General features: G+C 72.6%; 23 protein-coding genes. 4 read left to right on the top strand and 19 right to left on the bottom strand.

Translation table 11 applies throughout. The annotated features are described in order from the left end of the window. Nucleotides 1-76: 76 nt before the first annotated feature. From E6U81_RS35770 to E6U81_RS35720, 11 genes are all read right to left on the bottom strand, one after another. The gene (locus E6U81_RS35770; RefSeq protein WP_206310107.1) at nucleotides 77-1,264 is read right to left on the bottom strand and encodes a polyprenyl synthetase family protein; all 1,188 of its coding nucleotides are present in this window, start codon (nucleotides 1,262-1,264) and stop codon (nucleotides 77-79) included. After that, on the bottom strand, nucleotides 1,261-2,640 hold the full coding sequence (gene hpnE / locus E6U81_RS35765) for a hydroxysqualene dehydroxylase HpnE (RefSeq protein WP_136234176.1): 1,380 nt from the start codon (nucleotides 2,638-2,640) through the stop codon (nucleotides 1,261-1,263). The genes E6U81_RS35770 and hpnE overlap by 4 nt, the downstream gene beginning before the upstream one ends. 319 nt (nucleotides 2,641-2,959) lie before the next feature. Beyond that, a complete protein-coding gene (hpnD, locus tag E6U81_RS35760) occupies nucleotides 2,960-3,934 on the bottom strand; it encodes a presqualene diphosphate synthase HpnD (RefSeq protein WP_136234175.1) in 975 nt (324 codons plus the stop codon). Continuing rightward, the gene (gene hpnC / locus E6U81_RS35755) at nucleotides 3,931-4,815 is read right to left on the bottom strand and encodes a squalene synthase HpnC (RefSeq protein ID WP_240804211.1); all 885 of its coding nucleotides are present in this window, start codon (nucleotides 4,813-4,815) and stop codon (nucleotides 3,931-3,933) included. The genes hpnD and hpnC overlap by 4 nt, the downstream gene beginning before the upstream one ends. A gap of 432 nt (nucleotides 4,816-5,247) precedes the next feature. After that, nucleotides 5,248-6,030 (bottom strand): ABC transporter ATP-binding protein, encoded by a 783-nt coding sequence (locus tag E6U81_RS35750; protein WP_136234174.1) that lies wholly within the window; start codon nucleotides 6,028-6,030, stop codon nucleotides 5,248-5,250. After that, nucleotides 6,023-6,952 (bottom strand): ABC transporter permease, encoded by a 930-nt coding sequence (locus E6U81_RS35745; RefSeq protein WP_136234173.1) that lies wholly within the window; start codon nucleotides 6,950-6,952, stop codon nucleotides 6,023-6,025. The genes E6U81_RS35750 and E6U81_RS35745 overlap by 8 nt, the downstream gene beginning before the upstream one ends. A gap of 94 nt (nucleotides 6,953-7,046) precedes the next feature. Beyond that, entirely contained in the window at nucleotides 7,047-7,940 is an 894-nt protein-coding gene (locus E6U81_RS35740; RefSeq protein WP_136234172.1) for a glycosyltransferase, read from the bottom strand. Beyond that, nucleotides 7,937-8,716, bottom strand: a complete 780-nt coding sequence (locus tag E6U81_RS35735) for a CDP-alcohol phosphatidyltransferase family protein (RefSeq protein ID WP_136234171.1) — start codon at nucleotides 8,714-8,716, stop codon at nucleotides 7,937-7,939. The genes E6U81_RS35740 and E6U81_RS35735 overlap by 4 nt, the downstream gene beginning before the upstream one ends. Continuing rightward, on the bottom strand, nucleotides 8,694-9,755 hold the full coding sequence (locus tag E6U81_RS35730) for an iron-containing alcohol dehydrogenase family protein (RefSeq protein WP_136234170.1): 1,062 nt from the start codon (nucleotides 9,753-9,755) through the stop codon (nucleotides 8,694-8,696). The genes E6U81_RS35735 and E6U81_RS35730 overlap by 23 nt, the downstream gene beginning before the upstream one ends. Continuing rightward, nucleotides 9,743-10,492: a phosphocholine cytidylyltransferase family protein gene (locus tag E6U81_RS35725; RefSeq protein WP_136234169.1), complete on the bottom strand. Its 750-nt coding sequence runs from the start codon at nucleotides 10,490-10,492 to the stop codon at nucleotides 9,743-9,745. The genes E6U81_RS35730 and E6U81_RS35725 overlap by 13 nt, the downstream gene beginning before the upstream one ends. Beyond that, nucleotides 10,489-12,123 carry a DUF5941 domain-containing protein gene (locus E6U81_RS35720; RefSeq protein WP_240804210.1) on the bottom strand — a complete coding sequence of 545 codons (1,635 nt, stop codon included), beginning with the start codon at nucleotides 12,121-12,123 and terminating at the stop codon, nucleotides 10,489-10,491. Before E6U81_RS35720 ends, E6U81_RS35725 begins: the two co-directional genes overlap by 4 nt. A 543-nt stretch (nucleotides 12,124-12,666) precedes the next feature. Between E6U81_RS35720 and E6U81_RS35715 the strand changes: the two genes are divergently transcribed. Together E6U81_RS35715 and idi are read left to right on the top strand one after the other, a co-directional pair. Further along, entirely contained in the window at nucleotides 12,667-13,983 is a 1,317-nt protein-coding gene (locus E6U81_RS35715; protein WP_240804209.1) for a bifunctional class I SAM-dependent methyltransferase/N-acetyltransferase, read from the top strand. A gap of 148 nt (nucleotides 13,984-14,131) precedes the next feature. Next, nucleotides 14,132-14,731: an isopentenyl-diphosphate Delta-isomerase gene (idi, locus tag E6U81_RS35710; RefSeq protein ID WP_136234166.1), complete on the top strand. Its 600-nt coding sequence runs from the start codon at nucleotides 14,132-14,134 to the stop codon at nucleotides 14,729-14,731. A gap of 40 nt (nucleotides 14,732-14,771) precedes the next feature. On the opposite strand, the gene E6U81_RS35705 is transcribed toward idi, so the two are convergent. Next, the gene (locus E6U81_RS35705; RefSeq protein ID WP_240804214.1) at nucleotides 14,772-15,266 is read right to left on the bottom strand and encodes an ATP-binding protein; all 495 of its coding nucleotides are present in this window, start codon (nucleotides 15,264-15,266) and stop codon (nucleotides 14,772-14,774) included. Nucleotides 15,267-15,396: 130 nt separating this feature from the next. Further along, the gene (locus tag E6U81_RS35700; RefSeq protein ID WP_136234164.1) at nucleotides 15,397-16,047 is read right to left on the bottom strand and encodes an HdeD family acid-resistance protein; all 651 of its coding nucleotides are present in this window, start codon (nucleotides 16,045-16,047) and stop codon (nucleotides 15,397-15,399) included. A gap of 75 nt (nucleotides 16,048-16,122) precedes the next feature. Here E6U81_RS35700 and E6U81_RS35695 point away from each other — a divergent pair, with 75 nt between their 5' ends. Beyond that, nucleotides 16,123-16,875 (top strand): enoyl-CoA hydratase-related protein, encoded by a 753-nt coding sequence (locus E6U81_RS35695; protein WP_136234163.1) that lies wholly within the window; start codon nucleotides 16,123-16,125, stop codon nucleotides 16,873-16,875. A 10-nt stretch (nucleotides 16,876-16,885) separates the two neighbouring features. Here the strand turns inward: E6U81_RS35695 and E6U81_RS35690 are convergent, their stop codons facing one another. Further along, entirely contained in the window at nucleotides 16,886-17,515 is a 630-nt protein-coding gene (locus E6U81_RS35690; RefSeq protein ID WP_136234162.1) for a DJ-1/PfpI family protein, read from the bottom strand. Between the two features lie 93 nt (nucleotides 17,516-17,608). Then, nucleotides 17,609-18,580, bottom strand: coding sequence for a GlxA family transcriptional regulator (locus E6U81_RS35685; RefSeq protein WP_136234161.1), 972 nt, complete (start codon nucleotides 18,578-18,580; stop codon nucleotides 17,609-17,611). 102 nt (nucleotides 18,581-18,682) lie between these two features. Between E6U81_RS35685 and E6U81_RS35680 the strand changes: the two genes are divergently transcribed. After that, a complete protein-coding gene (locus E6U81_RS35680) occupies nucleotides 18,683-20,320 on the top strand; it encodes an ABC-F family ATP-binding cassette domain-containing protein (RefSeq protein WP_136234160.1) in 1,638 nt (545 codons plus the stop codon). On the opposite strand, the gene E6U81_RS35675 is transcribed toward E6U81_RS35680, so the two are convergent. The 4 genes from E6U81_RS35675 to E6U81_RS35660 are packed head-to-tail and all read right to left on the bottom strand — an operon-like array spanning nucleotide 20,307 to nucleotide 23,332. After that, a complete protein-coding gene (locus tag E6U81_RS35675) occupies nucleotides 20,307-20,882 on the bottom strand; it encodes a hypothetical protein (RefSeq protein ID WP_136234159.1) in 576 nt (191 codons plus the stop codon). The genes E6U81_RS35680 and E6U81_RS35675 overlap by 14 nt on opposite strands. Next, nucleotides 20,879-21,658 carry an SDR family oxidoreductase gene (locus E6U81_RS35670; RefSeq protein WP_136234158.1) on the bottom strand — a complete coding sequence of 260 codons (780 nt, stop codon included), beginning with the start codon at nucleotides 21,656-21,658 and terminating at the stop codon, nucleotides 20,879-20,881. The genes E6U81_RS35675 and E6U81_RS35670 overlap by 4 nt, the downstream gene beginning before the upstream one ends. Next, a complete protein-coding gene (locus E6U81_RS35665) occupies nucleotides 21,655-22,842 on the bottom strand; it encodes an MAB_1171c family putative transporter (RefSeq protein ID WP_136234157.1) in 1,188 nt (395 codons plus the stop codon). Before E6U81_RS35665 ends, E6U81_RS35670 begins: the two co-directional genes overlap by 4 nt. After that, nucleotides 22,832-23,332: an ImmA/IrrE family metallo-endopeptidase gene (locus E6U81_RS35660; RefSeq protein ID WP_136234156.1), complete on the bottom strand. Its 501-nt coding sequence runs from the start codon at nucleotides 23,330-23,332 to the stop codon at nucleotides 22,832-22,834. The genes E6U81_RS35665 and E6U81_RS35660 overlap by 11 nt, the downstream gene beginning before the upstream one ends. Nucleotides 23,333-23,786 lie beyond the last annotated feature (454 nt).

The following is a 23,786-nucleotide window of genomic DNA, read 5'->3' as shown; positions in this document are numbered from 1 at the left end:
GTCGGCCGGTGCGCGCCACGCTCAGGTGGCGGCTCCGGCCGGCGACTCGCGATTCATATCCGCTGTCGGGTGGCGGTCACCTCTTGCGTACGACGACGAAGTCGGCGAGGTCCACGAGCTGTTCGCGCACCCGCTGCGGCATGTCGACGTCGTCCAGGGCCCGGATCGCGACGGCGTGCTGGCGACGCGCCTCGTCCGCGGTCCACTGGCGGCCGCCGGCCTCCTCGATGAGCGCCGCGCGGGCCGCGAACTCCTCCTCCGAGAAGTTCTCGAAGTCGCTGCTCTTGGCATCGGCGGCGAGCAGTTCGGCGAGCTGCTCGGAGGCCGGCCCGCCGGCGGCGAGGGCGGCGACCACCGGCAGGGACTTCTTGCGCTGGCGCAGGTCGCTCCAGGTCTGCTTGCCGGTGGACTCCGGGTCGCCCCAGATGCCGAGCAGGTCGTCGACGGCCTGGAAGGCGAGGCCGAGGTGGTAGCCGTACTCCTCCAGCTTGTCGGCCGTACGGTCGTCCGCGCCGCCGAGCACGGCACCGATGGAGACCGCGCAGGCGAGCAGGGCGCCGGTCTTGTTGCCCTCCATCTCCAGGCACTCCTCGACGCTGACGCGCTCGCGGTGCTCGTAGGAGATGTCCTGGGCCTGGCCGTCGATGAGCTTGCGGCTGGCGGTGGTCAGGCGGCGGGTGGCGCGGCCCGCCTCGACGGTGCCGAGTTCGAGGAGGACCTCGTTGGCAAGGGCGAAGAGGGCGTCTCCGACCAGGATGGCCTGCGCCGGTCCGTGCACCTTCCACACGGTGTCGCGGTGGCGGCGCTGCTCGTCGCCGTCCATCAGGTCGTCGTGGAGCAGCGAGAAGTTGTGCACGAGCTCGACGGCGACGGCGCCGGGGATGCCGACCTCCGGCGCGGCGCCCGCGGCCTCGGCGGAGAGCAGGGCGAGGGCGGGGCGGACGGCCTTGCCTCCGTCGCCGTCGGCCGGATGGCCCTGGGCGTCGATCCAGCCGAAGTGGTAGGCGGCGACGGTGTCCATGGGCGCGGCGAGCCGGTCCACGGCCGCGCGGAGCGCGGGGGTCGACATCGTACGGCCGCGTTCCAGGAGGGCGACGGTGTCGGCGTTCTCCACGCCCCTTCCGGCTGCGCCCACACTGGCATCCGTGTTCTCGACAGCCGGATTCCCCGGGTTCACTGGCTCTCCTCTTGTTCCTGTACGTGCTGTGCTCGTGGTGCTCGTGACACCGGTGGTGCCGGTCGTCGTCGTGGTGGTGGTCGTCATGCCGCCTCCTGCAGAGGGTGTTCGCGATGGCGGCCGAGCGGGGCGAGGGCGGCCTGGGCCGCGCTCAGTCCGCTCCGGACGGCGCCCTCCATGGTCGCGGGCCAACCCGTGGCAGTCCACGCACCGGCCAGGTAGAGCCCCGGCGTGTCGGTCCGCGCCCCGGGGCGCAGCCGGCCGACCCCGGGCGCGGGCGCGAAGGTCGCGGTCCGCTCCCGGGTGACGAAGAAGTCCCGTACCTTGGCCCCGCGCGCGGCGGGCAGCAGCCGCTCCAGTTCGGGCAGGTACTTGGCGCGCAGCACCGAGACGGGTTCGTCGATGTCGTCCTGGGCGGCGGACTGGGACAGTGCCAGGTACTGGCCGCCGTCGGGGAGTCCGGAGGACTCGGTGCGGTCGAAGACCCACTGCACCGGGGAGCCGAGTGCGGCGAAGAAGGGCTGCTTGAGCACCTTGCGGTCGTAGACGACGTGGACGTTCAGGATCGGTGCGGTGCCGATGTCGAGGAGCTTGTCGGGGTCGGCGAGGGCGCCGGCGGGCAGCAGCCCGTGCGCCTCGCGCTGGGGTACGGCGAGGACGACGGTGCCCGCCTCGAGGGACTCCTCCTCGGTGTCGACCCGCCAGGCCCCTTCGGGCGTACGGGTCACGGCCGTGACGCGGGTGCGCAGCTCGGTCCGTACCCCGGCCGCGTCGAGCTGCCTGCGGGCGAGGGTGTCGTGGAGGTCGCCGAGCGGTACGTGGGCCCAGCCGATGTCGGCCGCGTTCTTCTCGGAGAGGAGGCCGGTCTTGAAGACCATGGCGGCCAGGCCCAGCGAGGAGTGTTCGGCGGTGGCGTTGAGGGTGGCGACGCCGACGAGGTCCCACAGGGCCTCGATGGTGCGGGCGGACTGCCCGTAGCGGCCGAGCCAGGTGGCGAAGTCCAGGCCGTCCAGGGCCGGGTCCGCCGGGTCGAGGCGGCGCAGGGCGAGGGCGGCGCGGCCGACGCTCGCGCGCTCGGCGAGGGACATGTGCGGGTAGCGGGCGAGTGCTCCGGCGAGGTGCAGGGGCACGGGCAGGCCTCCGCGGCGCAGCCGTCCCAGGCGCGGCCCGCCGGGGTGGGCGACGTCGAGGACGGGTACGTCGAGCCGGTCCTGGAGCGGGGCGAGGGCGGCGCCTTCGACGCGGTCGAGGAACCACCGGTAGGCCGTGCAGCACCGCAGGTAGACGTGCTGGCCGTTGTCGACGTTGAGGTCGCCCCGCTTGAAGGAGAAGGCGAGCCCGCCGAGTCGGGGGCGGCCTTCGAGCAGGGTGACCCGGAGCCCGGCGTCGGCGAGTTCGAGGGCCGTGGTGACGCCGGCGAGTCCGCCGCCGACGACGACGGCGTGGTGGTCGGTGCCCGTCATGCGCCCTCCCCCGTGGTGCGCTCGCCCTCCGGGCCGGTCGGCAGGCCCCGGGCGGGCAGGCCCGTTCCCCGAGGAAGAGACGCCCCCGCCGTCCATGTGGTTGCCCCGCCCGGCGCGCGGCCGGGACGGCACGCTGGGGGCGTGCGCCGGACCTCGCCCGCGCACGCCCGGTGGGCGCTCGGCGCCCCGAGGATGCCGGACAGGTCCGTGGCCGCGACCGCGACGTGCGGGGCGGCGGCCGTGCGCACCGGGGCCGCGCAGCGGCGGCCGGGGGCGGGTCGCGGCCCGCACGCCGGCCCGGTGGCCTTCGTCCGGATCGTCACATCCGCCTCCGGACGGCCTGGCGGGAGACGGTGCGCGCGTCGAGTCCGGACAGGCCGCGCACGGCCACGTACGCCTTCTCGTGCGGCGGCAGCGAGACGCGGCCGCGCAGGACCGCCTCCGGCTCCCGCTCGATGCGGTCGAGGAGGCGCCGGTAGATGCCGGCCATGGCGGCCACGCAGGCGCCGCTGCGCCGGTCGAGCATCGGCAGCAGCCGGTAGCCCTCGGCGAACAGCGAGCGGGCGCGCCGGACTTCGTGGTGGACCAGTCCGGCGAAGTCGGCGCCGGGGGCCGGCCGGTCGGTCTGGAAGCCTTCCGAGCAGCCGAACTTGGCCAGGTCCTCGGCAGGCAGGTAGGTGCGTCCGTTGCCCGCGTCCTCGCGAACGTCGCGGAGGATGTTGGTCAGTTGCAGGGCGAGGCCGAGGGTGTCGGCGTACTCGGAGGCGCGCGCGGCGTCGGGCGCGCCCTGCGCGTCGACCGTGCCGAAGACGCCGAGCGAGAGTCGGCCGATGGCGCCGGCCACGCAGCGGCAGTAGGTCTTGAGGTCGTCCCAGGTCTCGTAGGTCTCGCCGCGGACGTCCATCAGCACGCCGTCGATGAGCTCGTCGAGGCCGCCGAGCGGGATCGGGAAGCGGCGGGCGGCGTGCGCCAGGGCGACGGCGACCGGGTCGGTGTCGTCCTCGTCGACCTCGCCGGCCCTGATCCGCCCGAGGACGGCACGGGTCTCCTCCAGGCGCGCGAACTTCGCCTCGGTGGGCAGCGTTCCGTCGCCGATGTCGTCGACCCGCCGGGAGAAGGCGTAGAGCGCCGACATCGCATGGCGCTTGTCGGTGGGCAGCAGCCGGATGCCGTACGCGAAATTGCGCGCCTGTGAACCGGTGACGGCCTCGCAGTAGCTGTAGGCCGCCGAGACGGGTGCGGAGACCGCAGTCTGTGCGGAAGCGTGTGTGGGGCCCTCCACGGTCGGGCTCACCCCTTTCTCGGCGCTGTGCGCAGGACGGCGGCCACCTCGCGGAGCAGGCCGCTCTTGGTGGATTTGGGCGGGCCGGGGAGTACGTCGAAGCCGGCGGCGGTGACGGCTCGCAGGGCCGCGCGCCCCCCTCCCACGAAGCCCGCGAGCAGCAGCCGGAGTCTGCCGTGCACGCTACCCACGAGCGGGACGCCTTCCTCCAGCAACGCGCGTGCGCGCTCGGATTCGAAGGCGACCAGGGCGCGCACGGAGGCGCCGGCGGACGGGGCCGCCAGGTCGGCCTCGGACACGTGGAAGCGCCGCATGTCCTCGGCGGGCAGGTAGATCCGGTCGCGGCCCAGGTCCTCGGCGACGTCCTGGACGTGCTCGACGATCTGGAGGGCGGTGCAGACGGAGTCGGACAGACGGATCCGTTCGGGGGTGCTCGTGCCGGTGAGGGACAGCACGAGGCGGCCGACCGGGTTGGCGGACAGCTCGCAGTACGCGAGGAGGTCCGCGCAGGTCTCGTAGCGCGTGACCCGCTGGTCCTGGCGGTTGGCCTCGATGAGCCCGAGGAAGGGCTCGGGGGTCAGGCCGTGGGCGCGCACCACGGGCTGCAGGGCGAGCAGCAGGGGGTGGCGCGGGGGGCCGTCCGCGGAGCCGAACACGCGCAGCAGGTCGGTCTCGAAGGCGTCGAGCATGGCGAGCCGGTCGTCCACGGCTTCGGGTTCGAGGCCGAGGAGTACCGCGTCGCGTCCGCCGGGGGCGAGGTCGCCGTCGCCGATGTCGTCGACGAGGCGGGCGTATCCGTAGACGGCCGTCAGCCCGTCGCGCCAGGCACGGGGCAGGAAGGCGGGGGCGACGGGGAAGTTCTCCGCGGTCGCCTTGTCGAGGGTGGCGCTCACGTGGACCGTGTCGGACAGGGGTCGGATGCCGTGCCCCGGGTTCACCGCCCGCCGCCCGGGGCGGGGACGGCCGCCGTCCCTGGGGGACGGAGAATTCCCGTAGCCATTGCCGTCACATCTCCCGTTCTACACTGCCAACCCATTACATCCTATTTCGGACACGCCGCCGGGGTTTTCCCGGGGCTGCCCCAGGGCCGTTCACCTGCGGGGAATCGTCCCCTCTTGCTGCGATTCAGGACCGCCTCAGCTTACGCTGTAGAACGCCGCGGAGGCCGCTCGGGTATTCACCGCGCCACCGAATGTCGTCGCGCAATACGAGAACGCGCATGCGACGTAATGCACGTACATGATTGAGGCCCCCGCCGCGCTGAGCGGCAGGGGCCTTCGGTGAAGCGGGGAAGCGCCTCTTCGGGGCGCCGCGCGGCCCGGAGGTCAGCCGTTGGTGGCCTTCTCGTATGCCGAGACGACTTCCTCCGTGGGCCCGTCCATCAGGAGCTCGCCCTTCTCCAGCCACAGCACCCGGTCGCAGGTGTCGCGGATGGACTTGTTGTTGTGGCTGACCAGGAAGACCGTGCCGGCCTTCTCTCGGAGTTCCTTGATTCGGTTCTCCGAACGCACCTGGAAGGAGCGGTCACCGGTGGCCAGGGCCTCGTCGATCATCAGGACGTCGTGGTCCTTGGCCGCCGCGATGGAGAACCGCAGTCGCGCCGCCATGCCGGAGGAGTAGGTGCGCATCGGCAGCGAGACGAAATCGCCCTTCTCGTTGATGCCCGAGAAGTCGACGATGCTCTGGTAACGCTCCTTGATCTGCTCGCGGCTCATCCCCATGGCGAGGCCGCCGAGGACGATGTTGCGCTCGCCGGTGAGGTCGTTCATCAGCGCGGCGTTCACGCCCAGCAGCGAGGGCTGGCCGTCGGTGTAGACCTTGCCCTCCTCGCAGGGGAGCAGGCCGGCGATGGCGCGCAGCAGGGTGGACTTGCCGGAGCCGTTGGAGCCGATGAGGCCGATCGCCTCGCCGCGGTAGGCGGTGAAGGAGACCCCGCGCACGGCGTGGACACGGCGCACGCCGGGGGCGTCGCCCTTCTTCCGGCGGACTATCTTGCTGAGCGCGGCGGTGGCCGCACCCTTGCCGGCGCTGCCGGTGTTGACCCGGTAGACGATGTGGACGCCGTCCGCGATCACGGTGGGGACGCGCCCCTGGGTGTTGTCATCCACGGCCGTAACGCTCCTCAGACTTCCAGAAGTACACGAAGCCGCCGAGGCCGATCACCACGGCCCAGCCCACGGCGAAGAGCCACACGTGCGGGGGCAGGTTGCTGCTCCCGTAGTCGTCGATCAGCGCGAACCGGATCAGGTCCATGTAGATCGCGACCGGGTTCCACAGCAGCACGTCGCTGATCCACTGCGGGTGGTTCTTGAGGTAGATCCCGATCGGGAACATGACGCCCGAGGCGTACATCCAGGTACGCATCACGAACGGCATCAGCTGCGCCAGGTCGGGGGTCTTGGAACCCATCCGCGCGAAGATCATGGCGAGGCCGGTGTTGAAGACGAACTGGAGCGCCAGGGTCGGGATCACCAGCAGCCAGGACAGCCGCGGGTAGTTGCCGAACGAGACGGCGATCACGAAGACGACGATCATCGAGTACAGCAGCTGCTGGAGCTGCTGGAGCGAGAACGACACCGGCAGGGAGGCGCGCGGGAAGTGCAGCGCGCGCACCAGCCCGAGGTTCCCGGAGATCGCCCGGACGCCCGCCATCACCGAGCTCTGCGTGAAGGTGAAGACGAAGATGCCCATCACGAGGAACGGGACGTAGACGTCCTTGGGCATCTCCTTGCCCGCGCCGAGGATCAGGCCGAAGATCAGCCAGTAGACGAGCGCGTTCAGCAGCGGGGTCGCCACCTGCCAGACCTGGCCGAGCTTCGCCTGGCTGTACTGCGCGACCAGCTTGGCCCGGGAGAAGGCCAGGATGAAGTGGCGCCTGCCCCAGAGCTGCCGCACGTACTCGCGCAGACCGGGCCGGGCGCCGCTGACCGTGAGGCCGTACTTCCTGGCGAGCTCGGCGGCGCTGAGCCCGGCGTCTGCGGACGGCGGCCTGCTCGTGGCGAGGGCGCCGTCGTGGGTTGTGTCACTCACAAGTTGAAACTTTCGTCTTCAAGATGCGGCCAGGTGGGCATCAGGCTGGTGGCTCGAGGCCCGTGATCGCGTCATGTTCCCAGACGCGGGCTGGTCAGATGACGGGAGGTCGGCCCAGACGGGTCAACCGCCAGACCGTACGCCATCTCATCGGGCGGCGGGGTCCGCAGGGAGTGGTCCATCCCTCGCGGAATCCGCCGAACCAGGCCTTGAGCGCGGGCCCCGAGGGCTTCCGTACGAGCGTCAGCAGGAGCCAGACGCCCAGGTAGACCGGTACCAGCGGTGCGGGCAGGTTGCGGCGGGCGAGCCACACCCGGTTACGGGCCACCATACGGTGGTAGACCGCGTGCCGGGAGGGGGCAGTGGTCGGGTGGAGCAGCACCATGTCCGCCCGGTAGTCGATCAGCCACCCCGCGTCGAGTGCCCGCCAGGCCAGATCGGTCTCCTCGTGAGCGTAGAAGAACTCCCCCGGCAGGACTCCGGCCTGCTCGAACACCCTCGTGCGGACGGCGTTGGCGCCGCCCAGGAAGGTGGTCACGCGCGAGGACCGCATCGGGTCCGAGGCGCGCAGCCGCGGCACGTGGCGGCGCTGCGTCTGCCCGGTGTCCGGATCGGCGATCCGGAAGCTGATGATCCCGAGCGCGGGGTCCTCGGCGAAGGCCTGCCGGCACAGCTCGGCGGTGTCGGTGCGCTCCAGCAGACCGTCGTCGTCGAGGAAGAGCAGCACGTCCACGTCACGGCCGCCGGGGCCGAAGGCCTCGATGCCGACGTTGCGGCCGCCCGGGATGCCCAGGTTCTCGGGCAGGTCGACGGAGCGGACACCCGGCGGCAGGTCCGCCACCTCGGCGACCCGCACGCCCTGGCCGACGACGACGACCTCGACCGGGTCGCCGTCCTGGCGGGCCACCGAGTCGAGGAGCGCCTTGAGCTCCTCGGGCCGGTTGCCCATGGTGATGATCACGGCGCCCAGCCGCATCGGGGCCGTCACTTGAGCCTGCTGGAGGCGAGGATCGACACCAGGTGCAGCACGGTCTGCAGCATCGCGATGCCCGCGAGCACGGCGACACCGACCCGGGACCAGTACAGGTCGCCGCGCATCTGGTCCAGGACGGCCAGGAACAGGATGAGCAGCGAGGCCTCGATGCCGAGGATCAGGCGGTGGAACTTGAGCGCGGCGGCGGCCCGGCGGGCGAGGGCCATGCCCTTGGCGCGCGGCTCTGCGGCCGCGTCCTTGACCACGGGCTTGCCGGCCTGGTGGCGGGCGACGCCGACCAGGTCGGTCTCGGCCTTGATCAGGATGGCGCCGAGCGCGGCGAGCGTGCCGAGGAAGGCCCACAGCCAGTCGGCGCCGCCGGTGCCCCACAGGTCGGCGGCGCGCAGGCCGAAGCCGACCAGGACCGCCGCGTCGCACAGGTAGGCGCCGACCCGGTCCAGGTAGACCCCGGAGAGCGAGTACTGCTTCTTCCAGCGGGCGACCTCGCCGTCGACGCAGTCGAGCAGCAGGTACATCTGCACCGCGACCACGCCGAGGACGGCGCCCGGGATGCCGGGCACCAGCAGGGCCGGGAGGGCGAGGACACCGGCGAGGGTCATCAGGTAGGTCAGCTGGTTGGGCGTGACCTTGGTGGTGACCAGGACGCGGGTGATGCGCAGCGAGATCTCGCGCATGTAGAGGCGTCCGCCCCAGTGCTCGCCGCTGACCCGGTCCTTCACACCCGCGGGGTGGACGACGGGCCTCAGTTCAGCTACGGATGGTCTTGGCATAGTCGGCGTATGCGTCCCTGATCTCGGCGGCGGACAGGTTGAGGTGCTCCAGGATCGTGAAGCGTCCCGGGCGGGTCTGGGGGGCGTACTCGACGGCCGCGACGAACTCGTCGACGCTGAAGCCGATCTCCTCGGGCGCGGCCGGCAGGCCGTGCCGGCGCAGCACCTCGACGAAGTGGCCGGCGGTCTCCGCGGCCCCGCGCAGGTGCATCGCGAAGGCCGCGCCGATGCCGACCTGCTCGCCGTGGAGCGCGGAGCGCCCCGGGTAGAGCAGGTCGAAGGCGTGGCTGATCTCGTGGCAGGCGCCGGAGGAGGGGCGGGAGTCCCCGCTGATCGACATGGCGATGCCGGAGAGCACGAGCGCCTCGGAGAGCACGGTGAGGAACTCGTCGTCGCCGCAGCCGCCCGGGTGGCGCAGCACGGACTCGCCCGCGGTACGGGCCATGGCGGCGGCCAGGCCGTCGACGGGCTCGCCGGTGGTCTCGTGCGAGAGCTCCCAGTCGGCGATGGCCGAGATGTTGGAGATCGCGTCGCCGATGCCGGCGCGGATGAACCGCACCGGGGCTTCCTTGATGACGTCGAGGTCGATCACCATGGCGATCGGGGTGGGGACGCCGTAGGAGCCGCGGCCGTTGTCGTTGTCCAGGATGGACACCGGCGAGCAGATGCCGTCGTGCGAGAGGTTGGTGGCGACGGCCACCATGGGCAGCCCGACCCGCGCCGCGGCGTACTTGGCCACGTCGATGATCTTGCCGCCGCCCAGGCCCACGACGGCGTCGTAGCGGCGGCCCTTTATGTCGTCGGCCAGCTTGACCGCGGAGTCGATGGTGCCGTCGACGACGGCGTACCAGTCGGCGTGCGGGAGCACGGGCTCCAGCTTGGCGCGCAGCGCCACGCCGGAGCCCCCGCTGATCGCGATGGCGAGCTTGCCGGAGGCGGAGATCCGCTGGTCGGCCAGGAGGCCGGCCAGGTCGTCCATCGCCCCGCGGCTGATGTCGACGACGACGGGCGAGGGGATGAGCCTCGTCAGTACTGGCATGCGATCGTCCGGCCCTTGGCGAGGTCGTCGTGGTTGTCGATCTCGACCCACTTGACGTCGCCGATGGGGGCCACGTCGACTGCGAAGCCGTCGTTGACGAGCTGCTGGTAGCCGTCCTCGTAGTACAGGTCCGGGTCGCGCTCGAAGGTGGTCTTCAGCGCCTCGGCGAGGGCCTCGGCCGCCTCGGCCTCGATCAGGGTGACACCGATGTACTCGCCGGTGGCGTCGGCGGGGTCCATCAGCTTGGTGATCTTCTGGACGCCGGTGTCGCCGACGACGACCTTCATCTCCTCGTCTGCCAGGACCTTGACGGTGTCCAGGGCGAGGATGATCTTCTGGCCGTTGCCGCGGGCGGCGAGGAGGGTCTCCTCGACGGAGACCGGGTGGACCGTGTCGCCGTTGGCGAGGATCACACCGCGCTTCAGCACCTCACGCGCGCACCAGAGGGAGTAGGCGTTGTTCCACTCCTCGGCCTTGTCGTTGTCGATCAGCGTGATCTTCAGGCCGTACTTGGCCTCCAGCGCGGCCTGGCGCGCGTAGACGGCCTCCTTGCGGTAGCCGACGACGATCGCGACCTCGGTGAGACCGACCGCGGCGAAGTTGCCGAGGGTCAGGTCGAGGACCGTCAGGCTCTCCTCGTCGCCCTCGGGGCCGACGGGCACGAGGGCCTTGGGCAGGGTGTCGGTGTAGGGACGCAGGCGGCGTCCCGCACCGGCAGCGAGGACAAGGCCGATCATGCTGGTTCTCCTTCGTCATGTACGGCGGGTGCCCCGGAGGAGACCCAGAAGCGGATGCTCTCCACGAGCACCACGAGTGCCACGAACACGGCCAGGGCCGTGAGCGCGACGGGGAAGTCCGATGCGCGGTCCACGAGGACGGCGGCGAGGACCGTGGTCAGCAGGACCCGGCCTTCGTGGCCGCCGATCGTCCGCACCAGCCAGTGCGGGGGAGCGCCGGTGCCGCCGCGAATGCGGTACACCGTGTCGTAGTGATGGTAGGCGACCGCCGCGATCAGGCCGAATGCCGCCGGAAGGGCCCCGGGGACGTCCGCCTTGGCGGCGAGCGCGAGGACCGTCACGTATTCGGCCGCGCGGAACAGCGGCGGGATCAGCCAGTCGAGCGCCCCCTTGAGCGGGGCCGCGACGGCGAGGCCGGCGGTGATGGCGTAGACCGCGGCGACGGCGACGAGCCGCGGGTCGCCGAACGGGAGGTACAGGGCGGCTCCGGCCATCAGCACGGTGCCGAGGGCGGCGACGTACACGGATCCGAAGGATCCGGCGCGGCCGCGCAGCAGCCGGGCCTGGACCTCGGCGAGCGGACCGGAGTCCGTGAGGTCGGCGAGCGCCTGGGCGGCGCGGTCGGTGCGCCGGGCCTTGCGGGTCAGGGACCGCAGGACGCGGCCCGCGGTGGTGTAGAGCGCTCCGAAGGCGCAGCCGACGATCAGGGCGTAGAAGACGATCCGGGGGGTGGTGAAGGCGGTCAGGACCGCGATCATCGCCCAGCGCTCGCCGATCGGCAGGATGATCATCCGCCGGACCCAGACCGTCCAGCCGACGCTGTCGAGCCGGTCCGAGAGGGCGGCGGTCGGGCTCGTGTTGGCGGTGGCGTCGTGGTTGGCCTCGTTGAAGGAGAAGTCCACGACGTGCCGGCAGGTCATCAGGATCATGGCGCCGAGGGCGAGGCCCCAGACGTCGTCCCCGTTCCGGGCGGCTCCGAGCGCGAGGCCGGCGTAGAAGGAGTACTCCTTGGCCCGGTCGAAGGTCGCGTCGAGCCAGGCGCCCATCGTCGAGTACTGCAGGGAGTAGCGGGCGAGCTGCCCGTCGGTGCAGTCCAGGACGAAGGAGACGATGAGGAGCACGCCGGCCGCGACGTAGCCCCAGCGCTCGCCCGTGGCCGCGCAGCCGGCCGCGATCAGCGCGGTGATCAGCGAGGCGGTGGTGACCTGGTTCGGGGTCAGGCCGCGGCGCGCGCACCAGCGGGCGATGTAGCGCGAGTACGGGCTGATGCAGAAGGTGGTGAAGAACCCGTCGCGGGACTTCACGGCGGAGCGCAGCCGTACGGCCTCCTCGTCCACGGCGGCGACGGCGGCGGAGGCCGCCGCGCGCTCGTCGGCGCCGACGGGGACGGCGGCGACCAGGCTGCCGAGCTCGGGCCGCTGGACGGTGGTCCCGGTGGCCTCGACGGCGGCGGCGAGCCGGTCGGCGTAGGGGCCGGATCCGTGGGCGCCCTCGGTGGCGACGGCCTTGTCGAGGGCCTCGCGGGCACCCGCCTGCACGGAGAGGGCGCCGGTGACGGCGCAGGCGTCGAAGCGCGGGTCGGTCAGCGCGAGCCGGAGCGCGTGCACGTGCCCGACGAAGGCGGTGTCCACGACGGCCACCCGCTGATCGGCGGGTACGCCGGCCAGTGCGGCGGCGGCGTCCTGGGGACCGGCGGCCGGGCGGACCTCGAAGCCGAGTGAGCGGAGCTCGTCCGCGAGCGGTGATCCGGGGACCGGCAGGCCGGTGAGGATGACGGTCGGCAGACGAACTCACTCCTTGTAACGGATTCCGAACGGGCGCGCCCGTGGGGCGGCACGTCGGCAGAGGCTATCGGATGAATGGAAGCAGGGGTTCATCACCCGTTTACGCCCCGATAAGCCGAATATCCGGGCTCCGGGCCGGGTCGCGATCATCATCGGTGATCACGACGCGGTACCACAAACGGCCTGGATGTTACGGTGGACACGCTCCTGAAGGTGTCGAGTGGAACGAGGTGGGTTGATGACCGTCGCAGTGGTCGCGGCCGAGCGCTGCAAACTCCGGTGCATCTCCCATTTCCCCCGGGCGACCGGCCGGACCTGATCCACCGTTTCCCCGGCATGGGCCGAGGGGGACCCACAGATCGGCCGGAGCCCCTTTTCCAAGGGTTCACGTTGACCGACGACTTCAGCGATGCCGACAACAGCGGCAACGCCTTCTTCGAGGCTTTTCTCACGCTCCACCACGGACTGCCCCGGCAGGCTCCGGGCTCCGACGCGAGCACCCGCGCCCTGCTGTCCCTGTGCGGACCGCTGCCCGAGCGGCCCCGCGTCCTGGACCTGGGCTGCGGTCCGGGCCGCAGCGCACTGCTGCTCGCCGCCGAGGCGGGCGGGCACGGCCCGGACGGCGGCGCCGAGGTGACCGCCGTGGACCTGCACGGCCCCTTCCTCGACGAGCTCCGCACGGCCGCCGCGGCCCGCGGGCTCGCAGGTCGGGTCCGCGCCGTCGAGGCGGACATGAACGCGCTCCCCGCCGATGAGGTCGGGGACGGCTCCTTCGACCTCGTCTGGGCGGAGGGCTCCGCCTACATCGCGGGCTTCGACACCGCGCTCGCGCGGTGGAAGCGGCTGCTCGCCCCGGGCGGCACGCTCGTGCTGACCGAGTGCGAGTGGACGGTCGCGGAGCCGTCCGCCGGAGCGCGCGCCTTCTGGGACGCGCAGTGCCCGCTGCGCTCCACCGCCGCCAACCTCGCGGCCGCCCAGGCCGCCGGCTACCGGGTCCTCGGCGTGCACCCGCTGCCCGACTCCGACTGGGACGAGTACTACGTTCCGCTCGCCGAGCGGGTCCGCGACCGGGCCGGGGACGACTCCCCCGCCATGGCGCGGGCACTGGCCGCCACCCGCGAGGAGCTCGACGTACGGGCCCGCCACGGGCACGAGTACGGCTACACCGGCTATGTCCTGCGGCCGGTCGGGGCCGGCGACGGCGATGCCTGGCCGGCCCGGCCGGAGACCGCGGCGGACACCGCCGCCGTACGGGCAGTCAACCTGGCGGCCTTCGAGACGCCGCTGGAGGCGGATCTCGTGGACGCGCTGCGCGCGGACGGCTCCTGGCTGCCCGGGTTGTCGTACGTGGCCGAGGCCCCCGACGGGTCGGTCGCGGCGCACGCCCTGCTCACCCGGTGCGAGGTGGACGGCGCCCCGGCGCTGGCGCTCGCCCCGGTGGCCGTCGATCCGGCGTACCAGCGCTCGGGGGCGGGGAGCTCGGTCGTCCGGGCGCTGCTCGCGGCGGCCCGGGAGCGGGGGGAGTCGCTGGTGCTGGTCCTGGGGCACCCGTCGTACTACCAGCGCTTCGGCTTCACGGCCGCGTCGCGGTTCGGGATCCGGGCGCCGTTCGAGGTTCCGGACGAGGCGATGATGGCGCTGGTGCTGGACGGTTCCGTCCCGGTGCCGGCGGGAACGATCGCCTATCCGGCCCCGTTCGGAGTCTGACGCCCGGGAGCGCCGTGTGAGGTGATCCTCAGCGGTCCGCCCTCCGCCTAGCACGCGGCGGGGGGCGGACGTGCACGGATGTCCGAAGTGGGGACAAGCCTCTTTTGTACGGCAGACTGAAGGCCGAAGTCCGAAGCGAAGGATGGGTATGCCGACCACACCAGCCACCGCCGCGAACAGCGCGTCCAACGGCACCGGTACTCAAGAACCGATCATGCTCGAACTGGTCGACGAGTCCGGGAACACCATCGGCACGGCGGAGAAGCTCTCCGCCCATCAGGCGCCCGGGCAGCTGCACCGGGCGTTCTCCGTGTTCCTGTTCGACGAGCAGGGCCGTCTGCTGCTCCAGCAGCGGGCCCTCGGGAAGTACCACTCGCCGGGCGTCTGGTCGAACACCTGTTGCGGCCACCCGTATCCCGGGGAGTCGCCGTTCGCGGCCGCGGCCCGGCGGACCCACGAGGAACTCGGGCTGTCGCCCTCGCTGCTCGCGCAGGCGGGAACGGTTCGCTACAACCACCCGGACCCCGCGTCGGGCCTCGTGGAGCAGGAGTTCAATCACCTGTTCGTGGGACTTGCGCAGGCTGCCGTGCGGCCGGATCCGGAGGAGGTCGAGGACACCGCCTTCGTCACGGCCGAGGAGCTGGCGAAGCGTCACTCCGAGGTGCCGTTCTCGGCCTGGTTCATGACCGTGCTGGACGCTGCGCGGCCCGCGATCCGCGAGCTGACCGGCGACGCGGCGGGCTGGTAGACCCGTACGCCGCCCTCACCGCTCCCCCGCCGTCCGCCGCTCAGCGGACGGTTGGCGGGGTGGCGAGCGGGAGGGCCGCCCAGATGACCTTGCCGCCGGTCGAGGTGTGCTCGACGTCGCAGACCCCGCCGGCCTCCAGCGTGACCTCCCGGACGAGCAGCAGGCCGCGTCCGCCGGTCTGGCCGAAGTCGGCCTCCAGCGCCTTGGGGCGGTAGGGGTGGTTGTCCTCGACGGCGACCCGCACCCATTCGCGGCCGATCGCGACCTCGACCGCGACCTCGGGCGAGAGCAGGGCGGCGTGCCGGACCGAGTTCGTCACCAGTTCGGAGACGATCAGGAGCAGGGAGTACACGAGGTCCTGATGGGCCGGCACCCCCTGGCGCCCGAGCAGGTCCCGGACGGCCCTGCGGGCCTGCGGAACGGATTCTTCTACTGCGGGAGCGGTGAACCTCCACACGCCCTCGTACGCGAGGGGGTCGGCCGGGGCCTCCGGCACCCCTTCCCTGGCTCGTGGGCCGCTCCCGCTGGCGTCCATCTTCCGGCCCCCGTCTTCACGCTCGATCGTCTCCACGCGACAAGAGTGGGCAAGGGGTAGGTCCGTACCGGACTGCTGACCATAAGTCAGCGTCAATCGGACACTTTCTGACCACTGGCGTATGACAGCGTCAGTTGTTGGTCTGTTCCTGATCTTCTGCCGGACGCTTCTCGGCCGCCTCGCGCGTCCCCTGCGCGGCGCCGGCCTCCGTCCCCGGCTCGTCTTCCCTGACCAACCCCAGGATGCGGCGCGCCCCCATGCCCATCGCGATGAGGCTCAGGCCGTCGAACAGCAGGGCGAGCGAGAAGAAGGTTCCGATCACGTACAGACTGTTGCCGGGCCAGTTGGAGAGGATCAGGAAGCCCAGCAGCACGCCGAAGGCACCCTGCACGAGCGCGAGCCCGAAATTGGTTCCGCGCACCACCAGCGCGCCGACCAGCCGGAACAGTCCCCCGGTGAGGAAGAGCAGGGCCGCGAACATGGTCAGCGCCTCGGCGCTCGCCTCGGGGCGGCGCAGGATCACGAAGCCCGCCGCGATGTTGATCGCGGCGACGATGACGGCGAGCCAGAAGTAGCTGCTCCCCCGCGACTGGACCGCCTGCACCAACCCGACCACGCCGCCGATGAGCAGCAGCCAGCCGAAGAGGAACATCGAGGTGAGCGTGGCGAGTCCGGTGTAGACCAGACCGACCAGGCCGGCGATCACGAGGAGCACCCCGAGCACGGCCATCAGCCCGAAGCTGCGGTTGACCTTCTCCTTCTCACGACGCTCTGCGCCCATCGGCGGGCCACCTCCCTCGGCCCCCCGGGGACTCCCTTGATCATAGGTTTCACCGCCCGGGATAGCATCCGGCGCATGGACGCAGCCCTGGACGCAACCCTTCTGCACACGGTCTCCGACGGGGTCGCCACCGTCGTCGTCTCGCACCCCGCCAAGCGCAACGCCATGACCGCCGCGATGTGGCGGGCGCTGCCCGGGCTGCTGGACGGCCTGGCGGGCGACCCGGCCGTGCGGGTGCTCGTCCTCACCGGGGCCGGGCCCACGTTCTGCGCGGGCGCCGACATCTCCTCCCTCACCGGGGACGAGGACCCGCGGGCCCTCGCCGTGGCCGCGGAGGAGGCCCTGGCGGCGTTTCCGAAGCCGACGCTGGCGGCGATCCGCGGGTTCTGCGTCGGCGGCGGCAGCCAGCTGGCGGCCGCCTGCGACCTGCGCTTCGCCGAGGAGGGGGCCTCCTTCGGGGTGACCCCGGCGAAGCTGGGCATCGTCTACCCGGCGTCCTCCACCCGCAGGCTCGCCTCCCTGGTCGGCCCGGCCTGGGCCAAGTACCTCCTCTTCTCCGCGGAGCTGATGGGGGCGGAGCAGGCGCTGCGCGCCGGGTTCCTGAACGAGCTGCTGCCGGCCGGGCGGCTGGACCAGCGCGTGGCCGAGTTCACGGCGGTCCTGGCCGCCCGCTCGCAGCTGACGCAGGCGGCGGCGAAGGAATTCGCGGACGGCCGCACGGACCGGGACGGCCACTGGGAGCAGCAGGCTGCCGGAAGCGACGACACCGCCGAGGGCGTCGCCGCGTTCCTGGAGCGCCGGGCGCCCCGCTTCACCTGGGCCCCGTGACGGACGGCCGTCAGGCGGGCAGGTTGTTCCCCCGCAGCATCTCCACGAGAGCGGCCGGGGCCTTCTCGGGCGAGCCCGCGTCGTAGGGCGGCTGGGGGTCGTACTCGGTCATCAGCTGCACCGCCCGGGCGAAGTCGTCGCCGGCGATCCGGCCGAGCAGGGTGAGCCCCATGTCGATCCCCGAGGACACCCCCGCGGCGGTGACGTACTTGCCGTCGAACACCACGCGCTCGCCGGTGGGCCGGGCCCCGTGCTCGGGCAGCTTGTCCAGGTACAGCCAGTGGCTGGTGGCCCTGCGGCCGTCGAGCAGCCCGGCGGCGGCCAGCAGCAGGGATCCGGTGCACACGGAAGTGGTCCATGTGGTGCCGGCGTCGACCGCGCGCAGCCAGTCCATGACCACGGGATTGGCCATCTCCCGCTCGGGATGCGGGCCGCCCGGCACGATGACGATGTCGGGCCGGGTGACCTCGTCGAGCCCCTTGTCGGCGACGAGCGCCAGCGCCCCGTTGTCGGTGCGCACGGGCCCGGGCCGCTCGGAGACGAAGACGACCTCGGCGTCGGTCAGCCGGCCCAGGGTGTCGAAGGGGCCGATGGCGTCGAGGGCGGTGAAGTGGTCGTAGAGAAGTACGGCGATCTGCATGGCTACTCCGCAAGCGTTGGTCGGAACACGGCTCCGCCCCGACGGGGCGGCTCCTTCTTCGGGGTGCCCGGCCGCGCGGGCCGGATCCCGCCCTCAGGAGCGGGACGTACCGAAACGGCGCCGGTACTCGGCGGGCGGCTGGCCGAGGGTGCGGACGAAGGCCCGGCGCAGCGCCTCCGGGTTCCCGTACCCGCAGGCCCGGGCGATCTGTGCGATCCCTTCCCCGCTCTCCTCCAGCAGCCGCCGGGCGTGGTCCACCCGCACCCGTTCGACGTACCGGCCGGGCGTGACCCCGGTCTCCGCCCGGAATGCCCGGGCGAAGTGGCGCGGCGACAGCCGGGCGCGGGCGGCGAGGTGCTCGACGCCCAGCTCCTCCCCCGGGTGCTCGGTGATCCACTGCTGTACGTCCCGCAGCGGGTCCCGCCGGGCCGTCTGGGCCGCGAGCTGGGCGCTGAACTGCGCCTGGTTGCCGGGCCTGCGCAGGAAGACCACCAGGTGCCGAGCGATCGTCAGGGCGACGTCCTGCCCGTGGTCCTCCTCCACCAGCGCCAGCGCGAGGTCGATGCCCGCCGTCACCCCGGCCGAGGTGGCCACCGGCCCGTCCCGTACGTAGATCGGGTCCGGTTCGACGGCTACGGCCGGGTAGTCCTGCGCCATCCGCTCGCAGGCGTTCCAGTGCGTCGTCGCCCGCCGCCCGTCCAGCAGCCCCGCCTCGGCCAGCAGCAGTCCTCCCGTGCACACGGAGACCAGCCGCTCCGCACCACCCCCGTGGGTACGGAGCCAGTCGGTGAGCCGGGGCTCGAAGTCCGCGGTGAAGCGTCCCCCGGGCACGAGCACCGTGGTACCGGGTCCGGGCCGGGCGCTCTCCAGCTCCCCGTCCGGCACCAGCGTCAGCCCGCTGCCGGTGCGGACGGGCTCCCCTCCCGGCGACACCGTCCGGATCGGGTAGCCGGCCCGCCCGGGAAAGTGGGCGAGCGCGGCGAACACCTCCACCGGACCGGTCACGTCCAGGCTCTGGACCCCGTCGTAGAGGAGGACGAGGACGTTGCGCGGCGATGACCCCATGGCTTCATGGTGTGCCGCCCCCGCGATGGCCGCAATGACGTGCTTCCCACCTATCCGGCCACGCCGGGGGCCGGGTCCGCGCGCCGATAGGATCGGCACATCATGACTGCAACCCTCGTCGCCAAGAAGCTCACCGCCGCGCACGGTGAGCGCACGCTGTTCGCCGATCTCGACCTCGTGGTCGCGCCCGGCGACGTCATCGGCCTCGTCGGCGTGAACGGCGCCGGGAAGTCGACCCTGCTGCGCCTGCTCGCCGGGCTGGACACCCCCGAGACCGGGGAGCTGCGGCTCTCGCCGCCCACCGCCGCCGTCGGCCACCTCCCGCAGGAGCCGGAGCGCCGGCCCGAGGAGTCGGTCCGGGAGTTCCTGGCCCGGCGTACCGGCGTGGCCGCCGCCCAGGCGGAGCTCGACGCGGCGACGCAGGGCCTGGTGGACGGGACGCCGGGCGCGGACGACGCCTACGCGAGCGCGCTCGACCGGTGGCTGGACCTCGGCGGCGCCGACCTCGACGAGCGCGCCGAGGAGGTCGCCGACGAGCTGGGCCTGACGGTGGGCCTCGACCTGCCGATGACGGCGCTGTCCGGCGGCCAGGCGGCCCGTGCGGGCCTGGCCTCGCTCCTCCTCTCCCGCTACGACGTCTTCCTGCTCGACGAGCCCACCAACGACCTGGACCTGGACGGTCTGGAGCGGCTGGAGCGGTTCGTCAAGGGGCTGCGCGCCGGAACCGTCGTGATCAGCCACGACCGCGAGTTCCTGACGCGGACCGTCACCAAGGTGCTCGAACTCGACCTGGCGCAGCAGCAGATCAACCTCTACGGCGGCGGCTACGACTCCTACCTGGAGGAGCGGGCACGGGCCCGCAGTCACGCCCGCGAGGAGTTCGAGGAGTACGCGGACAAGAAGTCGGCCCTGGAGGGCCGGGCCCAGATGCAGCGCAACTGGATGGACAAGGGCGTGCGCAACGCCCGCCGCAAGGCCACCGACAACGACAAGATCAGCAAGGCGCTGCGCGGCGAGTCCAGCGAGAAGCAGGCCGCCAAGGCCCGCCAGACGCAGCGCGCGATCGAACGGCTGGAGGTCGTCGAGGAGCCCCGCAAGGAGTGGGAGCTGCGCATGGAGATCGCGGCGGCCCCGCGCTCGGGCTCCGTGGTGGCGACCCTGCGCGAGGCGGCCGTCAAGCGCGGGGACTTCTCCTTCGGCCCGGCCAGCCTGCAGATCGACTGGGCGGACCGGGTGGCGATCACCGGGGCCAACGGCGCCGGCAAGTCCACCCTCCTGGCCGTGCTCCTGGGACGGCTGGCCCCGGACTCCGGCTCCGCGACCCTCGGCTCCGGCGTCCTGGTCGGCGAGGTCGACCAGGCCCGCGGCCTGTTCCTGGGGGACGAACCGCTGCTGGAGGCGTTCTGCGCGGCGGTCCCCGACACCGAGCCCGCCGAAGTGCGCACCCTGCTGGCCAAGTTCGGCCTCAAGGCGGCCCACGTCCTGCGCCCGGCGGCGACCCTGTCCCCCGGTGAGCGCACCCGTGCCGCGCTCGCGCTGCTCCAGGGCCGCGGGGTGAACCTGCTGGTCCTGGACGAGCCGACCAACCACCTCGACCTGCCGGCGATCGAGCAGCTGGAGTCCGCCCTGGAGTCCTACGAGGGCACCCTCCTGCTGGTCACACACGACCGCCGGATGCTCGACGCGGTCCAGGTGACCCGCCGCCTGAAGGTCTCGGACGGCAGGGTCACCGAGCTCTAGCGGACGCCGCGGCCTCCCGGGCGCAGCGTTCGCGCGCCTCGCCCAGCCGCCCGGCGGCCTCGTCGTCGCCGGGCGGCAGCCACGCCGCCAGTTCCTCGCCCGCCGCGGTCAGCAGCGCCCAGTAGCGGGCCGCGTCCCCGCGTTCGCGGACCGGTGTCCGTACGAGCAGGGCGTACGCCTCGGGCAGCCGGCCGGTGGCCGTCTTGCGGTGGAGGCTGAAGGCGACTCCGCTGCTGATGCCGCCCAGCGCGCCCACGGCCCGGTCCATCAGGCCGCAGATCCGCTCACCGCGCTCGTCCAGGGTGACGTGCACGTCGAACAGCCCGGCGAGGTCGAGGAGTTCCCCGACGAGCCCCTCCTCGCCGGGGCCGAACCCGTCCCACAGCTCCTCGCTGCCGCTCAGCCGCTGCTCCGCGTCCGGGCGCGGGATACCGAGCGCGGCGCAGACGGCGAGGGCGGCGCCCCGCAGGTCGGAGGTGCCTGCCGCGAGTTCGACGTACACGTCGACGGGCCGCAGGCCGGACCGCAGGGCCTCGCGGGCCCGCTCCACGGTGCCCGTCATGCGTCCGGGCCGACCGGCGGCCGGCGCTTGCGGGCCATCTTCCGGGCGACGAAGGCGCGCGGGAGGTGGCGGGCGGCGAGGGCGTAGGCCTGGTAGCGGCGGCCGGTGATGCTGACCGGGCGGCGCAGGGCGAGGTCCTTGAGCGCCTGCTCGACGACGGCCTCCGGCTCCAGCCAGACCGCGTCGCGCAGCGCGCTGACGTCCATCCCGGCGCGTTCCTGGAACTCGGTGCGGGTGAAGCCGGGGACGACGGCCAGCACCCGGACGTTGTACGGCTCCATGTCCACCCGGAGGGACTCGCTGAACGCGGTGACCCAGGCCTTGGCGGCCCCGTAGGTGCCCGTGGGCAGCAGTCCGGCCACCGAGGAGACGTTGACGACGGCTCCGCGGCGGCGCTCGCGCAGGCCGGGCAGGGCGGCGTGGGTGAGCCGCAGGGGGACCTTGACGAGGAGGTCGAGCATCCGCTCCTCGTCCTCGACCGGGCTGTACGGGAAGGGCGCGGGGAGCCCGAAGCCCGCGTTGTTGACCAGGATGTCCACGGGCCGGGCGCGTTCGGCGAGGCGGTCGGCGACGGCCGCGAGGTCCGCCGCTTCGAGCAGGTCGGCGGGCAGCACCTCGGAGGCGGTGCCGTACTCGCGGGCCAGCGCCCCGGCGACGTCGTCGAGCCGGTCCTTGTCGCGGGCGACGAGTACCAGGTCGCAGCCCTTGGCGGCGAACCCTCGGGCGAAGGCGGCGCCCAGTCCGGCGCTGGCTCCGGTGATCAGTACGGTGGTCACGGCACTTTCACTTCCTCGGTGGTGGCCGGCGAGGTGTAGGCCTCGGCGACGTCGACGAGGAACCGGGCCTCGTCCGCCAGGTCCCCGCCTTCGTTCGAACTCTGGATGGCCGCGGGCAGTTCCAGCCCGGCCGCCTCGCCCGTCCGCCCGGGCCGTCCGTCGAGCTTGGCCCGACGGGCGTCCTTCAGTACGCGGGCCAGGGCGGCCGCGGTGCGCCGCTGCTCGGGGATCCCGTGGCCGGCGACATGGCCGCGGGCCTGCTCCAGGGCGCCCGGGCCGACGTACTCCGCCAGGATCAGGATGGCGTCGCGCGTCTCGATGACCTTGCGGTAGACCAGCAGGTTGCGCGGGACGGGCGGCCACAGCAGCTCCACCACCCGGCCGGAGCGCGGCTTGTTGAGGGCGACGTGCGGGACCGCCTCGACGAGGTCGCGCCACAGCGGCCACAGCCGCCAGGCGGTGGCGATGTCGGCGAAGGTGCGGCGGAGGGTGAACAGGGTGGGCACGAGGATCGCGGCGGCGCGCAGCAGGCCGTGCAGGTTCATCAGCAGCGGAAGGGCGGGCATCGCCCAGGTGCTGGCGAACAGGGCCTTGAGCAGGTAGGCCAGCCAGAACAGTCCGGCGAGCGCGGTGCCGAGGCCGAAGAGGCGCAGGCCGGCGGCCAGTCCCCGGCTCTCGGTGCGCCGGCTGTAGCGCCAGCACAGGGCCACGCAGACGGTGTTGGCGATGACGTGGGCCGAGATCAGTACGAGCCAGTACGCGAGGGAGGGCACCGGGTCGCCGACCGGGGGCATGGTGTGGGTGCCGTGGCCGGGCGCGGCGGCGTCCAGGGCCACGAGTGCGCTCAGCCAGGCCGCGGTGGCGGCGCAGGAGGCGAGTTGGAGGCGGCGGCCGCGGGTGGTGGCGGCGACGAAGTAGAGCACGGCGCCCGCCGAGAGCACCCCGATGAGGTTGCGGACGAGGCCGATGGTGTGGGCGTAGGCGGCGCCTCGGGTCATCGCGTAGGTGACGACGTCGGGCAGGTTCAGGGTCATCGCGGCGGCGGCGGTCGCGACGGCCAGCCACAGGCCGCGCTGCTGGGGCGAGCGCAGGGCGCCCGGGGCGCGCAGGAGGACGGCGAGCCACAGGCAGACCACGCTCGGGACGGCGAGCCAGTTGCCGAAGTCGGTCAGGTCAGCCGCCATCGGTGCCCCGCTCGTACCCCATGGCGGACTCCAGCCGGGCCAGGGTGCCCCGGTCCCGGGCGGGGGTGCGCGGGCCGGCGTTCGCGGTACGGATGCGGATCATGCTCGCGAGCATCTCCGCCTCCTGCTCCTGGCGGGTGGTGTAGTTGGTGCGGCCGAGCACGACGGGGGCGTCGCCGTCGGTCTCCTCGCCCTCCAGCGAGTGGTGTCCGAAGAGGATGTGGCCGAGCTCGTGGAGGACGATGTGCTCCCGGTGCAGCGGGGTGGTCTGCGCCTCGTAGAAGACGTAGTCGACGCTGGCGGTGCCCACCCACAGGCCGCAGACCCCGGATTCCGCCGCCTCCTTGGGGAGCGGGTGGAGCCGGATGGGGCGGCCGCGCTGCTCGGCTATCCGCCCGCACAGGACGTCGAGGGAGAACGGGTGGGTCAGATCCAGATGGCCGAGAATGTTCTCGCACCTTTTGCGAATGCTGAGTTGCCGGTGGGGCATGTGATCCCTCTTCGGACCCTTTCCGGGGCAGCGTCGGTAGGCGTGTGTGGGCATGGGCATGACGTCCTGTGCCTTCAAGGCGGCCTCGGGGAATGCAGTCCTGAGGGGGGAAACACGGAAGCCCGTCCGCCGGGTGACGAACGGGCGTTCCACCATGCCTACAGATCTTGTACGGGAGTTGGCAAGGAAAGTCCCCAGGTGGGGAACCTATTCGGCCATCACGTACGAGGGTTCTCACGCGCCGGGTGGCCGGGGGCCGCCCCCTGGGGGGTGGCGTCCCCACCCCCGCCCGTGACGCCCGGGTCACCGCTTGCGGCGCTCCTCGGGTCCGGTGAGGCCGGCCCGCCGCAGGGCGTCGGCCATCGCGCTGTTCGCGGGCGCGGGGGCCGCGCCGCCCTGCCGCCGGCTCTGGCCGCCGCCCTGGCCCTGGCCGCGGCCTCCGCCCTGGCAGATC

Origin of the sequence: Streptomyces sp. A0592, from assembly GCF_004795115.1 — a bacterium.
Taxonomy (GTDB): domain Bacteria; phylum Actinomycetota; class Actinomycetes; order Streptomycetales; family Streptomycetaceae; genus Streptomyces; species Streptomyces erythrochromogenes.
Note: the sequence above shows the minus strand (reverse complement) of the source record. Positions and strands in the feature narration are given on the sequence as shown.

Excerpts from the sequence above, each read along its gene's own strand:
- E6U81_RS35770 (WP_206310107.1), bottom strand. The coding sequence starts at position 1,264 with ATGACGACCACCACCACGACGACGACCGGCACCACCGGTGTCACGAGC.
- hpnE (WP_136234176.1), bottom strand. The coding sequence starts at position 2,640 with ATGACGGGCACCGACCACCACGCCGTCGTCGTCGGCGGCGGACTCGCC.
- E6U81_RS35735 (WP_136234171.1), bottom strand. The coding sequence starts at position 8,716 with ATGCCAAGACCATCCGTAGCTGAACTGAGGCCCGTCGTCCACCCCGCG.
- E6U81_RS35730 (WP_136234170.1), bottom strand. The coding sequence starts at position 9,755 with ATGCCAGTACTGACGAGGCTCATCCCCTCGCCCGTCGTCGTCGACATC.
- E6U81_RS35725 (WP_136234169.1), bottom strand. The coding sequence starts at position 10,492 with ATGATCGGCCTTGTCCTCGCTGCCGGTGCGGGACGCCGCCTGCGTCCC.
- idi (WP_136234166.1), top strand. The coding sequence starts at position 14,132 with ATGCCGACCACACCAGCCACCGCCGCGAACAGCGCGTCCAACGGCACC.
- E6U81_RS35705 (WP_240804214.1), bottom strand. The coding sequence starts at position 15,266 with ATGGACGCCAGCGGGAGCGGCCCACGAGCCAGGGAAGGGGTGCCGGAG.
- E6U81_RS35700 (WP_136234164.1), bottom strand. The coding sequence starts at position 16,047 with ATGGGCGCAGAGCGTCGTGAGAAGGAGAAGGTCAACCGCAGCTTCGGG.
- E6U81_RS35695 (WP_136234163.1), top strand. The coding sequence starts at position 16,123 with ATGGACGCAGCCCTGGACGCAACCCTTCTGCACACGGTCTCCGACGGG.
- E6U81_RS35690 (WP_136234162.1), bottom strand. The coding sequence starts at position 17,515 with ATGCAGATCGCCGTACTTCTCTACGACCACTTCACCGCCCTCGACGCC.
- E6U81_RS35685 (WP_136234161.1), bottom strand. The coding sequence starts at position 18,580 with ATGGGGTCATCGCCGCGCAACGTCCTCGTCCTCCTCTACGACGGGGTC.
- E6U81_RS35680 (WP_136234160.1), top strand. The coding sequence starts at position 18,683 with ATGACTGCAACCCTCGTCGCCAAGAAGCTCACCGCCGCGCACGGTGAG.
- E6U81_RS35675 (WP_136234159.1), bottom strand. The coding sequence starts at position 20,882 with ATGACGGGCACCGTGGAGCGGGCCCGCGAGGCCCTGCGGTCCGGCCTG.
- E6U81_RS35665 (WP_136234157.1), bottom strand. The coding sequence starts at position 22,842 with ATGGCGGCTGACCTGACCGACTTCGGCAACTGGCTCGCCGTCCCGAGC.
- E6U81_RS35660 (WP_136234156.1), bottom strand. The coding sequence starts at position 23,332 with ATGCCCCACCGGCAACTCAGCATTCGCAAAAGGTGCGAGAACATTCTC.